Origin of the sequence: Psychroflexus planctonicus, from assembly GCF_014640195.1 — a bacterium.
GTDB classification, from domain to species: Bacteria; Bacteroidota; Bacteroidia; order Flavobacteriales; family Flavobacteriaceae; genus Psychroflexus; species Psychroflexus planctonicus.
Genome location: NZ_BMGM01000010.1, coordinates 1 through 15,716 on the forward strand (window position 1 = coordinate 1; position 15,716 = coordinate 15,716).

12 protein-coding genes and 1 tRNA gene are annotated in these 15,716 nt (G+C 33.8%); 6 read left to right on the plus strand and 7 right to left on the minus strand.

Annotated elements, in window-relative coordinates:
* Positions 1 to 157: 157 nt before the first annotated feature.
* From murA to IEV72_RS10855, 3 genes are read right to left on the minus strand one after another with little or no spacing between them, the layout of a single operon-like run.
* A complete protein-coding gene (murA, locus tag IEV72_RS10845) occupies positions 158 to 1,471 on the minus strand; it encodes a UDP-N-acetylglucosamine 1-carboxyvinyltransferase (RefSeq protein WP_188459140.1) in 1,314 nt (437 codons plus the stop codon).
* Positions 1,471 to 2,112, minus strand: a complete 642-nt coding sequence (locus tag IEV72_RS10850) for a DUF4290 domain-containing protein (RefSeq protein ID WP_188459141.1) — start codon at positions 2,110 to 2,112, stop codon at positions 1,471 to 1,473. The genes murA and IEV72_RS10850 overlap by 1 nt, the downstream gene beginning before the upstream one ends.
* Before the next feature lie 31 nt (positions 2,113 to 2,143).
* Positions 2,144 to 2,434 carry a DUF493 family protein gene (locus IEV72_RS10855; RefSeq protein WP_188459142.1) on the minus strand — a complete coding sequence of 97 codons (291 nt, stop codon included), beginning with the start codon at positions 2,432 to 2,434 and terminating at the stop codon, positions 2,144 to 2,146.
* 63 nt (positions 2,435 to 2,497) lie between these two features.
* Between IEV72_RS10855 and IEV72_RS10860 the strand changes: the two genes are divergently transcribed.
* The 5 genes from IEV72_RS10860 (at position 2,498) to IEV72_RS10880 (ending at position 7,015) form a co-directional block, all read left to right on the plus strand.
* Positions 2,498 to 3,040: an AAA family ATPase gene (locus IEV72_RS10860; protein ID WP_188459143.1), complete on the plus strand. Its 543-nt coding sequence runs from the start codon at positions 2,498 to 2,500 to the stop codon at positions 3,038 to 3,040.
* The gene (locus IEV72_RS10865; RefSeq protein WP_229731893.1) at positions 3,040 to 4,944 is read left to right on the plus strand and encodes a RecQ family ATP-dependent DNA helicase; all 1,905 of its coding nucleotides are present in this window, start codon (positions 3,040 to 3,042) and stop codon (positions 4,942 to 4,944) included. The genes IEV72_RS10860 and IEV72_RS10865 overlap by 1 nt, the downstream gene beginning before the upstream one ends.
* Positions 4,944 to 5,906 carry a methionyl-tRNA formyltransferase gene (gene fmt / locus IEV72_RS10870; RefSeq protein ID WP_188459144.1) on the plus strand — a complete coding sequence of 321 codons (963 nt, stop codon included), beginning with the start codon at positions 4,944 to 4,946 and terminating at the stop codon, positions 5,904 to 5,906. Before IEV72_RS10865 ends, fmt begins: the two co-directional genes overlap by 1 nt.
* Positions 5,907 to 6,070: 164 nt before the next feature.
* On the plus strand, positions 6,071 to 6,343 hold the full coding sequence (locus IEV72_RS10875) for an HU family DNA-binding protein (RefSeq protein ID WP_188459145.1): 273 nt from the start codon (positions 6,071 to 6,073) through the stop codon (positions 6,341 to 6,343).
* Positions 6,344 to 6,454: 111 nt separating this feature from the next.
* Positions 6,455 to 7,015: a YqgE/AlgH family protein gene (locus tag IEV72_RS10880; RefSeq protein ID WP_188459146.1), complete on the plus strand. Its 561-nt coding sequence runs from the start codon at positions 6,455 to 6,457 to the stop codon at positions 7,013 to 7,015.
* Between the two features lie 4 nt (positions 7,016 to 7,019).
* On the opposite strand, the gene IEV72_RS10885 is transcribed toward IEV72_RS10880, so the two are convergent.
* Positions 7,020 to 7,868 carry an aminotransferase class IV gene (locus IEV72_RS10885; RefSeq protein WP_188459147.1) on the minus strand — a complete coding sequence of 283 codons (849 nt, stop codon included), beginning with the start codon at positions 7,866 to 7,868 and terminating at the stop codon, positions 7,020 to 7,022.
* A 10-nt stretch (positions 7,869 to 7,878) separates the two neighbouring features.
* A complete protein-coding gene (locus IEV72_RS10890) occupies positions 7,879 to 8,265 on the minus strand; it encodes an START-like domain-containing protein (protein ID WP_188459148.1) in 387 nt (128 codons plus the stop codon).
* Between the two features lie 136 nt (positions 8,266 to 8,401).
* Here IEV72_RS10890 and IEV72_RS10895 point away from each other — a divergent pair.
* Positions 8,402 to 8,475, plus strand: a tRNA-Met gene (locus tag IEV72_RS10895).
* Positions 8,476 to 8,529: 54 nt separating this feature from the next.
* On the opposite strand, the gene IEV72_RS10900 is transcribed toward IEV72_RS10895, so the two are convergent.
* On the minus strand, positions 8,530 to 13,152 hold the full coding sequence (locus IEV72_RS10900) for a T9SS type A sorting domain-containing protein (RefSeq protein ID WP_188459149.1): 4,623 nt from the start codon (positions 13,150 to 13,152) through the stop codon (positions 8,530 to 8,532).
* Positions 13,153 to 13,450: 298 nt separating this feature from the next.
* Positions 13,451 to 15,616: a T9SS type A sorting domain-containing protein gene (locus IEV72_RS10905; protein WP_188459150.1), complete on the minus strand. Its 2,166-nt coding sequence runs from the start codon at positions 15,614 to 15,616 to the stop codon at positions 13,451 to 13,453.
* Between the last annotated feature and the right edge of the window lie 100 nt (positions 15,617 to 15,716).

Genomic DNA, 15,716 nt, shown 5'->3' on the forward strand with positions numbered 1-15,716 from the left:
TAAATATTTTTACAAAACACTCTACATTACCAAAACCAAACATCATAGCGAACTTGCGGGGCGCAAAAATACAACCTTTTTGCAATACAAAACAAATGTTTTTAAGGAAATAATTGAGGGAATTTTTACACCATCATAACACTCTCATAACAAGCATTTAAGCAACACGAGTAATCTTTGCTCCGATATTTTTTAATCGCTCATCGATATTTTCATAACCTCTATCGATTTGTTCTATGTTATGAATAGTAGAAGTTCCTTTTGCAGAAAGTGCTGCAATCAATAATGAAATTCCAGCTCTAATATCTGGACTTGTCATGGTAGTAGCTTTCAATTTAGATTGAAAATCATGTCCAATAACAGTTGCTCTGTGTGGATCACAAAGAATAATCTTTGCTCCCATGTCGATTAGTTTATCTACAAAAAACAATCGACTTTCAAACATTTTTTGATGTATAAGCACACTTCCTCTAGCCTGAGTAGCGACTACTAAAATTATACTCAATAAATCTGGTGTAAAACCTGGCCAAGGAGCATCACTAATATTCATTATTGATCCATCTATAAAACTAGCTACTTCATAACCATTTTCATGAGCTGGAATATATAAATCATCATTACGTCTTTCTACAGTAATACCTAGTTTTTTGAATGTAGCAGGAATTAAGCCTAAATTATCCCAGCTAACATTTTTGATTGTTATATCACTTTTGGTCATAGCAGCAAGACCAATCCATGAACCTATCTCGACCATATCTGGCAGAACAGTATGTTCACAACCTTTTAGCGAATCAACACCATCTATATGTAATAAATTAGAGCCAATACCTTCAATTTTGGCTCCCATGCTAACTAACATCTTACAAAGTTGTTGCAAATAAGGTTCGCATGCTGCATTGTAAATTGTTGTTTTTCCATTTGCTAAAACTGCGGCCATTAAAATGTTTGCTGTTCCTGTAACAGAAGCTTCTTCTAGAAGCATGTAAGTTCCTTGTAAGCCATCAGGAGCTTCAACACCATAAAAACGCTCTTCTTTATTGTAACGAAATTTCGCCCCCAATTTAATAAAACCTTCAAAATGGGTGTCTAGTCTTCTTCTTCCTATTTTATCTCCTCCGGGTCTTGGAATATACCCCTTTCCAAATCTTCCTAAAAGTGGACCAACAATCATAATTGAACCACGTAAACTACTCCCTTCTTCTTTAAATAGCTCACTTTCTAAATAATCTAAATTAAGTTCATCGCTTTTAAAGGAATAACTACCATTTCCTAATTTTTGTATCTTAACACCAAGATTACCGAGAATTTCAATTAACTTATTTACATCTCTGATATCTGGAATATTATTGATAACTACTTTTTCTGGTGTTAATAAAACGGCACAAAGAATTTGTAAAGTTTCATTTTTTGCTCCTTGTGGTTTAATTTCACCTTTTAGCTGATGACCACCTTCTATTTGAAAAGTTCCCATTAACGAATTCGTTTTTTTCGATTATTTTTATTGCTGCTTTTAACTCCTTTTTTTACAACATTTCTAGGCTTCTTCTTTACTAGATCTGAAGCTTGTTTTAATGCTTCTTCTTCCGTTTTAAGTTTGATTTTGCCATTACTTAATTCGTTTAGATGTTGAAAAATCACTTCATCTTTAACTGAATCTTTGTTCCAATTGAGGTAACATTTCTTCATATGGTTGGCTATGTTCAGAATTAGAGCTTCCTTCAAGTCACCTTCATCCATAGCAATAGCTTCATCAATCATCAATTGAATATTGTTTCCATAAAAACGATATTTAGGGTGATTTTGCGGATAATTTAATGGCTCAGGTCTTTCAAACAAAAGTTCTCTTGTTGGTTTGGGAAACGGAGCATCTACATCTAACTCAAAATCGCTGATTATAAATAATTGATCCCATAATTTATGCTGAAAATCTGCAACATCTCTTAAATGTGGTGACATATTTCCCATTACAGTAATGATGTTCTGAGCAATCTGGTTTCGTTCATTTTTATCTTCAACAGTTAAGGCATGCTCCACCATTTTTTGAACATTTCTGCCATATTCTGGCATTCTTAACTGTGTTCTTCCTGAATTGTATTCTAAATCTTCTATCAAAGTATTTATTTTAGAGTTGCAAAATAAGCAATTAAAGAGAAATAACTCCTTCAATTTTTTCGCCTACTTCTTTATATTTTGAAATTACATCTTGTGGGTTTTTCATTTTCAAATGAATAGATACACTGGTAAATTTACCCTTAGATGATTTTTTGGTTTTTATTACCGCTCCCAAGTTGTCAAATATTTCAACTAGCTTCTCTATCTTTGCATCTGAAGTTGGAACAATAAATTTATATAAATATGCCGATGGCCAATTGGATGTTTTAGCTAGTTTATTTTCTAAATTAGCATAAAATTCAGCATCATTTTTTTGTGGCATATATCTGTTTTTTTGCAAATATACTTATTGTTTTAGATAAAATATACTCAAACTTACCACTTAATGATACAGAAAATCCAAAAGCATTTGTTAATAGGCGGTCCTGGAACTGGTAAAAGTACAACTTTAAATTATTTGTCTAGCTTAGGTTACTGTTGTTTTCCTGAAATAGCAAGAGAAATTACTTTAGCTGCAAAAGAAAAAGGAGTTGACCAACTTTACCTTACAGATCCACTTGCATTTAGCAAAGCTTTGTTGGAAGGCAGGATAAAACAATTTCACGATGCAAATCTAATAAATGAAAATGTAGTTTATATAGATCGTGGAATTCCAGACGTTTCAGCTTATTTGAATTATTCTAACCAAAACTACCCAGCTGAGTTCAGCCAAGCTAACAAGAAATACATTTACAATAAAGTCTTTTATTTTCCTATGTGGGAAGAGATTTTTATAAGTGACAATGAGCGTTATGAAAACTTAGACGAAGCCAAAGAAATAGATTTTCATCTTCAGAAAACATATACTGACTTGGGTTATGATTTAATTAGTGTACCTAAAGTTAGCATTCAAGAACGAGCAGACTTCATCTTAAAACATCAAGACTGATGAAAACACCTCTCCAAATTTTAGAAAAATATTGGGGATATACTTCATTTCGCCATCCGCAAGATGTTTTAATTAAGCATGTTTTAAACGGCGACAATGTCTGTGGTTTTTTGCCTACTGGGGGCGGAAAATCAATTTGTTTTCAGATTCCAGCATTATGCAAAGATGGTATTTGCATTGTTATTTCTCCTTTGGTTGCACTCATGCAAGATCAAGTTCAAAATTTAAATGATCGAGGAATTGCAGCAACTTATCTTAAAGGCGGAATGAATTATAGGGATGTAAACAGAATTCTTGACAACTGTATTTACGGAAAGATAAAGTTTCTTTACATATCTCCAGAGCGGCTTCAACAAGAGCTTGTACAAGAACGAATTAAGCAAATGAATGTGAATTTATTTGCCATAGATGAAGCACATTGTATTTCTCAATGGGGACATGATTTTAGACCGGCTTTTAGAAAATTAACCGTTCTAAAAGAGTTGAAACCCAAAACAAATACAATTGCATTAACAGCAACAGCCACTGAAGAAGTTCAGAAAGATATTCTAGAACTTTTAGAGTTAGACAATCCTAAAGTGGTAAAAAAAAGCTTCAAAAGAGCCAATATTGCTCTAAAAGTAAAATTTGCATTTGACAAACGCTACGAGTTATTACAAAAGCTTCAGCAAAAAAAAGAAACTTCTATAATTTATGTCCGCAGCAGATCTGCTACCAAAGAATTGAGTTCGTTTTTAAATCAAAATAAAATACCATCACTTTCTTACAATGGTGGTATGGAACATAAAGAAAGAAAGAAAGTTTTAGAGAAATGGCTTGATGAAAGTGTTCAAACTGTTGTAGCTACAAGTGCATTTGGAATGGGAATTGACAAAGCAAATGTTAGACAAGTAATTCATTTTCATCTACCCGAAAATCTTGAAAGTTATTTTCAAGAAGTAGGAAGGTGTGGCCGTGACGGTTTAGCTTCAACAGCAACTATACTGTATAATGAAAGCGACTTTAAAAGGTTAAAACAACAATTTATTGATGTAATTCCAGAGTTAAATGAAGTTATTGAAATTTATAAAAAGTTAACAGCATTTTTCAAAATAGCCTATGGCGAAGGTGAAAATGAAACCTATGATTTTGACTTATTTTCATTCTGTAAGAAGTATAATTTTAATACCCATTTAGTTTACCAAACCTTAGAATTATTAGAAAGATTAAGCATTCTAAGTCTCAACAAATCATCAAACAAACAAACTTCTATTCAGTTTATTTGCAATCAGAATCAACTTTTCAATTTTTTAGATCATCATCCTTCTTATGCGAATGCTATTCAAACTATTTTAAGAACCTATGGTGGCTTGTTTGATAATAAAGTAAATATAGATTTTAATTTAATTTCTCATTTGGCTAAGGTTTCAAAAGAAGACTTGCTCAAAAGCATTCATCTTCTAGAAAAACAAGCATACATTAATGCTGAAATATACATGCATGATTTAAGCATCACTTTTCTTGTACCAAAAGAGAATGAAAGAAGTGTTTTAATGCACGCCAAATACATTAAAAAATACAAGCTACATAAATATGAAAAAGCAAAAGCAGTTGTTGAGTTTGTTAGAAATAAAGATGTTTGTAAAAGCAGACAGTTAATGCAGTATTTTGGAGAAGAAAAATTGGAAGATTGTGGTATTTGTTCGGTTTGTTTAGGCGAAGAAGACAAACAAAACCATAAAATAGAATATGTTGAAGTTTCTGAATTTATATTAGAAAAACTTTCTGAAAACGAACTAGATGCTAGAAAACTAATTGAATTTGGTATATTTTCTAAAACTGAAATTATAGCAACATTAAAAAAACTCTTAGCACAACAAAAAATTAAACTGAGTTTAAAAAACACTTATAAATTAACAAAATAATGGAAAAAAGATTACGTGTTTGTTTTATGGGAACACCAGAATTTGCTGTAGGCAGCTTGTCAAAAATAACAGAAACTAATCATGAAATAGTAGGTGTGGTTACAGCTGTAGACAAACCCGCTGGACGTGGCAGAAAGCTACAAGAATCTGATGTAAAAAAATTCGCCATGAAAAACAATTTACCTGTTTACCAACCAACCAATTTAAAATCAGAAGAATTTCAACATCAATTGAAACAAATGAATCCTGATGTAATTGTTGTTGTTGCTTTTAGAATGTTACCAAAAGAAGTGTGGAATTTCCCAAAATATGGAACTTTCAATTTACATGCATCATTATTACCTAAGTACCGAGGAGCTGCACCTATTCATTGGTCTATTATTAATGGTGAATCTGAAACAGGTGTAACTTCATTTTTTATAGATGAAAAAATAGATACTGGGCATATTATTTTGAATAGAAAAACCAGCATTAACCACACAGAAAATGTAGGTGATTTATATAAAAGACTCATGAATTTAGGTGCAGAATTGGTTGTTGAAACGCTCGATCTTATACAAGAAAAAGGTACTCATATTGAAACAAAACCCCAGAAGCTTGATCCAAACAAAACTATTCCAGCAGCTCCAAAACTCACCAAAGAAAACACCAGAATTGAGTGGAATAACAAAAGTAAACACACATATAATTTAATACGCGGTTTAAATCCTTTTCCCGTTGCATGGACAAAATTAGTCCTAGACGAAGAAGAAATTAACGTAAAGATATTTAGTTCCACCTTTGAGATTACTGAACACAACAAAACACCAGGGCAAGTACTTTTTGATAAACGGAAATTAGGAATTTTTACGCAGGATGGTATTCTTTATGTTGAAGAATTAAAAACAGAAGGAAAAAGGAAAATGAAAATTATAGACTTTTTAAATGGCTTTAGTTTAAATGAAACTGCTAGGTTCGAGTAAAATCGGCACTTCATACAAAGAAACTTTTACAAGTCAAAAGTTATTAACAATTAAGGCGATTTATTAACAATATCGGGTAAATTAGTGCTCATGCCTTGTATGGTAAGGAATTCCGTATAAATTTGTAAACAATATTTACGTTTAACCATAATTTAAATTTAATCATGAACAAAACAAACTTAATTGATGCAATGGCAGAAGATGCTGGCATCTCAAAAGCAGCAGCAAAAAAAGCATTAGAATCTTTCTTAAACAATGTAGAAGGAGCCTTGAAAAAAGAAGAGCGTGTTTCTTTAGTAGGATTCGGTTCTTGGTCTGTTTCTAAAAGAGCAGCTAGAGAAGGAAGAAACCCACAAACTGGAAAAACTATCAAGATTGCTGCTAAAAATGTAGTGAAATTCAAAGCTGGATCAGAATTACAGAAAGCAGTAAACTAATTTTTGTTTACATACTAAACTTAAAAAGACCTTTAATTAGGTCTTTTTTTTATATAAAGTAGTTTGTGTAATTAAAAATTTCAATTTATTTTTATATAAATAAAATATGTTATGAAAGAATTAAATCCACAAAAAGGTAGCTTACTTGTAGCAGAGCCATCTATTATAGGTGATTTATCTTTCAATAGATCTGTAATACTATTATCGCATCATACCGAAACAGGTTCAGTTGGCTTTATTTTAAACAAGCTTTTAAACGTTACGCTAGACGAATTGGTGCCAGATGTAAAAACAAAATTTAAATTATATAACGGCGGACCAGTAGAACAAGACAATTTGTACTTTATTCATAAAGTACCTGATTTAATTCCAGGTAGCGTAGAGATTTCGAATGGAATTTACTGGGGAGGCTCATTTGAAGCCATTGTAGAATTAATAAATGAGTATAAAATAAGCGAACACGAAATTAAATTCTTTTTAGGATATTCTGGTTGGGATGCAAAACAACTTGAAGATGAGCTTAAATCTGAGGCTTGGTTAGTGGCTGAAGACGTAAATTACAACCAAGTTATTATCGCTAAAGATTCTATTTATTGGAAAAATGAAATTCAAAAAATTGGAGGTGAATATTTAATTTGGCAAAATGCTCCAGAAAACCCAAGCTACAATTAATCAGCTAATCTGAAAGTCTCGCTCTAGCATTTAATTTACCTATTAATTGAGTTGAAAATTCAGTATTGAATTCTTTTTTTCTGTATTTGTTAATTGATACTATTCCTTGTATAGCATTGGTATAAAATAATTCATCTGCTTTTTGAAGCTCAAAAGGAGAAATTGAAGCTTCTTCAATTTCATACTCATCAAGCTCACCTACAATTTCAACCAATTGTTTTCTAATAATTCCATTTAAACAACCGTCCGATAAAGGCGGAGTCTTTAGTTTGTTATTTTTCAATAGAAACAAGTTTCCATTAGTGGCTTCAACTACAGATTTATTTTCGTTCAACATCAAGCAGTTATCGTATCCATTTTCTTTAGCAAAAATGCTAGCTAGAATTTGAGTAAGCTTATTATTGGTTTTTAGCGTAGATAATAATCCACTATTTAAGTAATGGTCTTTAAACAACTCCACTTCGCAATACGAATTACTTTTAATAAAGAACGGCGATGAAATTGGAGATGCGCTTATTATATAACCAACATGTTTAGAGTCTGGCAAATACAAACCTTTGCCATCACGATATACATTTATCTTAACTTTTACAGCTTGAGATAGGTAGTTGTTAGCTTCAACTACATCGTGAATTAGTTCGGCTAATTTTTCTGGCGAAAAAAAATCTGGTATTTCCATTCTTAGGATTCGCATTGAAGACATAAGTCTAAAGTAGTGGGTTTCCCAAAACATTATTTGGTTATTAATTACCCGAATACTTTCAAACAAAGCATCTCCATATTGAAATCCGCGATTTAAAATACTAAGTTTAGCAGATTTTTCTTCTACTAGTTCGCCGTTTAGGTGAATCATGTAATTATTTTTATGCTGATCCTAAAATTTGTTTTAACTCTGAAATCATGTTTTCCCATAGCATTTTACCTTCGTCAATCTCATCATCGTAGGCAAAATCGGTTATCATGAGCGAAACATCCTTGGTAATTTCATCAACTTGAATGCGCATTTGAAAATAAGCAGATGGATCTTCATCTTCTACCCACTTAAGTTTTATTTTTTCGTCAGATTTTTTAGTAACCAATTTGGCTTGTTCTTCACTGCCTTCCCATATAAAAGTAAATAACTCTCCTCTTGAGTTTACATTATCTGCAAACCATTCGCTAAGGCCTGAAGGTGTAGAAATATATTGATATAGAAGCGATGGCGACACCTGAATGGGAAATTCCATCTCGTATTTTACTTTTTCACTCATTATCTTTATTTATAATTGTTATATATAATTGAGCAATATAAAAAATAATTCTCGAAGCATTAATTTTTTAGTTCGAAAAAATTAAAATGTATGTTGTTTTAAAGACTTAAGATTGTATATTTGCAAACTCAAAAATGGCGTGATAGCTCAGTTGGTTAGAGCGTCGGATTCATAACCCGGAGGTCGCCAGTTCAATTCTGGCTCACGCTACAAAAAAAGGGAAAGCATCTAGTGCTTTCCCTTTTTTATTTTAAAATATTTAGATTACTTCTTAAGTATTTTATGCGAATATTCATTTCCATTTGCATCTAACACTTTAAGTAAATAAGCTCCTTGGTTTAGATTAAAGTTATTAATTTGCATTCTTCCTGAACCATCTACTTCAAGGGTTTTACTGTAAACTTGTTTACCTAGCATATCAAATATTTGAATGCTTGTTTTCTGATTTGCAACATTTGGTATAACAACATTTAAAGTACTTTCTACAGGATTAGGGTATACTTGTAAAGTGTTCTTTTCTACAACTTCCGTATTTAAAGTTTCATTCTCAAATACTATTGAAAACCGATTAAAAGCTACTGAGGCATTTACACTGCTATTTACTGTGAAGTAAACTTCATTTTGACCTGCATCTAATACATGTAACTCATCGGTATAATTATCTTTTAAAAATACATTAGTATTTGCATCAAAACCTTCCAAGTCTAAAGTAAATACATAATCTGTCATACGGTATTTATTCACAAATAAAGGCAAGACTTCTCCTTCTTGTGGTAGATTTCTTTTTTCGTAAGAACTTAGATCTCCAGCTATAAAGCGAGCTAGATTTTCATCTGCATTTTCCATTTTAGGTGCATCTTCAACTTCAAAAGCATTGTTGTAATATTCAGAAAATTTGATAATGATTGCATCTCTAGAAGTACTTCCTGAATTATACGAATTTTGATCGAACAATTTAATAAGCATCTGCTGGCTCGAAGCTGGCTGACTAAATATGGTGGTTTGATCTTCTTGTATTCGCTTATCAGATTCATTAAAAACAATTGATGGCTGTCCGTTGCCATCTGCAAAAAAGTAAATTCCTTGGTAAGCTTGCAAATATTTATTTGCATCGCTATCAGGATTGGAACTTTGGTCTTCTAAATTTGGTTCATTTAAATCTATATTGGTAAATGCGCCTCGACCACCTAAAAATCCATCGTTTTCAACTCCTCCTAATTTTGGATCCCAAACCTGCACAAACGAGCGTATATTTGATGAATTGGCTAGTACCAATTCTAAGTCTACAATAGCTTGAAATGGATTTCCTATAAAAATCACATCATCAAAGTTTTGCCCAAATCCAGCATCATTAAAAGTAACAGGACCTCTCTCGATGAGGCCAGTTCCTCTTAATATCGTATTACTTGATGCAGATGCATTAAATTGAATATCTACATCCCGAGAACCACGAATCATAATTCGATAAGGTTTTCCAGCTTCTAAAGTATTTACGTCTGTATTATCTATAGGTGACCAAGTACCTGTAGAATTATCAAACTCAAATAAGGATGGATTTCCAGAAGGTTGCCAATCAAACCCGTTTAAGCCATCGTTTGTTGGGGTTTCATTTTCTACACCCAAACCAGTAATATGTGTACCATAACCAGGAACAGGATTATCATTCCAAGCACTTGCATCTTCTTGCCAATATTCTCGTATAGGACCCGTTGTGTTTACGCTTGAAGTAACAAAACGGAAAGCACGACGACCTGGAAAACATTGTTGTGTAGTAACATCTCCAACAACTCTTGCTCCTGATGCTAATTCATCTATCATGGCTGTTTTTGGATTTGTTCCTGAAAAATCACAGAAAAATGTAGCTCTTCCGTTTGACACAAAATCTCCTACTTCAACATTCAAAGAACTAGTTATTATAATGTCGTCTTGGAGTGTTAATCCTGAAGAATTGTCAAGTTCGATATTTGTAAAAGTACCTGCATAAGTTCCATCACCAAATATGTTTTGAGCAACAGCACCATCAAATACAACAACACCATCTCCTTCAAAATCTCCGTTGTTGGTCAGATCTCCTTTGATATTTACTGTATTGCCGTTGTTTATACTCACTGTGTAAGTAGGGTCAACTTCTAGATTATTTATGGCTTGATTAGTGCTAACTGTAGAGTTAGCACGGATTATAGCATTATTATCTAAGGTCGGCACGATGTCAAAATTCCAGTTTGAAGCCGTAGACCAGTCTCCTGCAACATCTTGAATAAAATCACAACCTCTAACCACCGTATCATCAGTTACTGATGAAAGATTTGTACCATCATAACCAGCGGCAATAACTAAACCGTCTGAATCTACACTTGGTGTACCTAACCCAAAGACGCCATCGTCTCCACCATCAGCAGTATTACTCTCGTAATATTCATTAGCATCGCTACAACCATCTCCATCCGAATCTAAATCTAGATTATCAGGTATACCATCACCGTCCGTATCAACTGTATAATTTAAAGTTCCGGATGCATTAGTAGGACCAACTATTGATTGACCAATAACGATTGTATTATTTGAAGTCCAAGTAACATTATCAACACCTAATTCTGGGTACATAGGCTCTAATGGTGATGTTGCAGAACGTCTACCAAAAAAGCTAACATTACCGTTGCCATCAATAATAACACGAACGACAGGCTCTGCTGTAAATGTCCAAACACTTGCAATCCCACATTCTTCATAACGACAATCATCAGAAAGAAAACGCATAAAATTAGAATCTACTGGTACAGCACTTGTAGAATATTCAAATTCTGGATCGGATGGGTTTAAACTTTGGCCATTAAAAGTTAAGTTAAATGAATTGTCGAGACTAGTAAAATCTAAAACTAATTGCCCACCGTCAGTACCAATATTAGGTATATTATCAAATGTAAAGCTATCCCCTTCAGATATGTTAAATGTATCATTAGCTACTTCATCTGTATCTAAAATACCATCATTATCATCATCAAGGTCGTCTACATCTAAAACACCATCACCATCGGTGTCCACTTGAGGTGCAACAAATATAGAAGTATTATTATTACTTAAATCTGGATCTCTTAAATCACCATCAATGGTAGCTGAGTAAACATGATCGCCAGTGGCATTTACCGTAGCGACAACTTCAAGCGTTTCACTATCGCCGAAGTCTAAATCACCAAGTGTCCATAAACCCGTACCAGAATCATAAGACCCAACACTCGGGCTGGCACTCACAAAGCTATAACCATCAGGTAAAAGTGCATCAATATCAACACCAGTTGTATTAGATGTCCCTAAATTTTCAGCTGTAAATGTAAAGGTAACATTATCATCTGGGTCAGGCGTAGTGTTACTCACTGATGAAGAAATTTCTAAATTAGACTCGCCAACTGAAAACCCAATATAAAAGCCATCACCTGCAGGATCAGTTGTGTTTGTAGACCAATTACCAGCGCCATCACCGCGTAAATAAGTTCTTAAAGTTAAACTCGTTAAGCCTTCACCATTTAAGCGAACAGAACCCGAGCCAGCCGTTGCACCTGTTGCGCCAGGACTAGCGTCGGAGTGATTAATTTGATTACCAACTACTTCAAAGGGTACTGTTCCGGATAAGCGATCAAGTGTTACGCTAGTATTGGTATTCACTACGTCAAATTCTACTGAAAAATTAGTACCGCCTGCTGAACCTCCTAAACCTGCAATATGAAGAATAGGATTATCAACAGGGCGATCAAAGTTGATTTCAATATCATACATTTGTTCACGACTTGATGTCGCTACGACACCATTTAAAGTTGATGATATGGCTTGTAATTCAACACCTTGATTTTGAGTTACATCAATTCCTGAACCAGAAACCGAATTATAAGATGTGAAATATGCATTTATACCGCCACCAATGATATTCATATTTTCAAATACAGGGTTGGCAGCATTAGCATAACCAAAAGCACCTGTTGCAGAAGCAGCAAATCCAGAGAAATTATATTGATGATTAGTCAGTGTAAAATCAACATTTAATTCCGGTGTATAAGTTGAAAACGTATTAGCCGCTGGGTTATCTTGGTTATTTCTAAACCGGATTGAAGTTGACTGTATTGGGCCATTACCAGTTGGATTACCATCGCCTTGGGCAAATTCTAGAGCGCCATCTTGCCCGCTATTTGTTAATTGAGTATAAGAGATTACTATACGTCCATTACCACCAGCTCCACCATCGGGAGAGCCACCAAAAGAAACTCTTCTTGAGCCACCGCCACCGCCACCAGGAGCTTGACCAGCACTACCACTTCCAGACCCAGAAGTAAGACCATTACCTCCGATACCGCCTCCGGCAGGAGCTGAAGCCCCAGTTGATCCAATTGCATTATTACCATTTGAAGAAGTTCCAGCCGATGAACCGCCACCACCTGAATTATCTGATGATTCACTTGCTCCATTACCTCCGCTGAAACGAACTGCGCCTATACCTGATGAAGCTAATCCACCAGAACCCCCAGGAGATGAATTATCACCTACTGAACTACCACCGACTGCGCGCACAAAAACACTTGAATTTGTGCTAGCTTCTGAAGTTCCTCCAGAAGCCGTACTTGTTGAGCCAGCACCAACGGTATAGCTGATTATTTGACCTGGAGAAACGCTAATTGTTTGGCGAGAATAAGCGCCGCCGCCGCCGCCGCCAGATGCTTCAGTTCCACAACAGCTTGCATCACCTCCACGGCCACCGCCGCCCCAGGTTTCTACTGTAATTTCTGAAACACCTGAAGGTACCGTAAAAGTTCCTGTGCCTGGTGTTGTAATGGTTTCTACTTCTTGTGCGTATCCTAAAGACACCATAAGCATGATTACAACTAATACTAAACGTTTCATAATGAATTATAAAAATATTATTTACAAAACTAATATTAATTATCATGATTAAAACAGATTAGCTGTAAGTGTTTTTCTACAATTTTAATTATCTACAATTTTGATTATCTTCAACTTACATTAAAATATCAATACAAAGAAGTATCATAAATTAGGTTTATTTTGTATTAAAAAGATTAAATGAATGATAAATAATAAAAGCATCTTATGTATAGATACGTATAGATTTTGTAGACCTAAAGCCAAAATAAATTTTTATTGTAACCGGCATTATTCAAAACTTATTTCGCCAAAAAAATTAACTTTTTATAAACTTAACCGTAGTATTTAATTTTTGCTGATCTTTAACTTTAAGAAAATAAACTCCACTATTCAAGTTTAAATTTTCAATTTTTAATGAGCTTGAATTTTGATTTTCGTAAATCTTCGCATTTACTTTTCTTCCTTGCACATCAAATATTTCAACTGAAATATCACCATTTAAATTTTGCGGAAGTTCTACATATAGGTAATCTGATTGTACTGGATTTGGGTACAGAGTAATTGCATTTTCATCTTCAAAAGTGGATGTGTTTAAAGTAATTTGTTCGAAGCTTAATGAAAAACGATTGTAAGCTCTAGATGCATTGGAAGCATCAACTGAAAAATTCACTAAATTAATTCCTTCGTCTAAATCATGAGTGATGCCTGTGTAGTAATCAACCAATTTCATTTCTACATCTTCAAATTCAGGCACATTCAATTTTACGGTGTAATCATCACAAGAAAATTGATTTATAAATAAACCTAAGTTTTCATCTGCCACAGGATAGGCTCTATTTTCTACAACTAGTAAATCTCCATTATGAAATCTTGCAAAATTTTCGTCTACATTATCCATTTTAGGAGCATCTCTGTAGTCTATTCCGTTGTATCCATCATCTGTAAAGTGAATTACAAATGCATCTGAAGATGTGCTGTTTGCATTAAATGCTTCTTGTGTATACAATTGAACTTGCAATGTTTTGTTTTCGTTTTCTTCAACAGAAAAAGTTTGCAAAGTTGTTTGGTTTATTGCTTTGTGTTCTTCTTTAAATTGAAGACTTACCGCTCCGTTATTTTTAGTTTGGAAAACCACTGCTTGATAAGGCTGTAGAAAACCATCGAATTCTGAATCAGAATTCGAATCTACTCCACTTGAAAGATTGTAGGTTATCCACGCACCTCTTCCACCTGGCTGACCTGGCTCTGGAACACCGCCTAACCATGGGTCCCAAATCATTACAATTTCAGAGATATTTGTAGCATCTTGGTAAACTTGATGTAAATCTACTACTGCTTGATAAGGGTTGGCAATAAATGCATAATGATTTGCATAAGGTGAAAATTGATTAGAGAAATCTTGCGTACCTACACTCATGCTTCCATAAGTACTTAATTTAGTAGGAGAAGGCGCCGCATAAGAAGAAGTAATATCTGTTGTACGATCTCCTCTTACCATTAATCTATACGCATCTCCAGACTGAAGTATGTTGAGGTTTGTATTGTCTATTGGACTCCAAAATTGATTGTCTTTACTCCAAACAAACATTGATGAATTTCCTGAAGGATTCCAATCAAAACCATCTGTAGTATCATAGGTTGGGCTCATACTAGAAAAACCTAATCCAGTAATGTGAACTCCATATCCAGGAACTGGATCATGACTGTAAGCAGTTGCTCCTTCTTGCCAGTTGGTATGAATGCTTCCGGTTGTATTTACAGGAGAACCTACAAATCTCCAAGCTCTTCTTGCTTCAAAACATTGCTCTACGTCTACATCTCCAATAATTTCGGAGGTTGCAGGCACCTGATCAATTTGTGCAGTTTGAATTGATGAAGTGTTAAATTCACACGCAAAAGTTAAGCTTGCTGCCGAAACATTCAAATCACCTGCATCTATTTTAAGTAATTTGGTAATTTTTAAATTATTAGTAATGCTTAATTGGCTTGGGTTGTTTAAACCTAACTCCCATAATAAATTATCTTTTATACTTGAAGCATCAAAATTTTGTTGACTTGCACCAGAAAATAAAATTTTTGAATTTGATGCGGAAGCAACAATCTTACCTCCGTTTGTTTCAATATCGTCATCGTTAATAGTTAGTGTAAAACCATTCAAATTTAATTCTGAATCTACACTTAAAAGTAATCCTGCTACTTCTAAATCTCCTGTTAAGGTAACAGTTGTAGCAGAAGCCACTTGAATGTACTGAGTTGAATTTGGTGTAAAACCATTTTCTCCATCATAACCATACCATAAATCATAGGTTAGTTCTTCAGCATTTAATGCTGAAATGATCTCTGCGTTTGCTAGTTCTAAAGCCTTGTTTTCATTTACAAGTGATGAAACTTTGCTGTTTGCCAATAAGTTTGCGCTACAAACAAACATTAAAATACTTGAAAACACAAGTGTAAAAAACTGATTTGTGTAATTTGCTTTCATGGCTTTTAAATTTTGATTACCTTTTAAGTAGTATTTGTTCTACAAATTTAGATGAAACAGTAGTATAAATTCTACTTTATTGTAGAATATTTTTAAATTT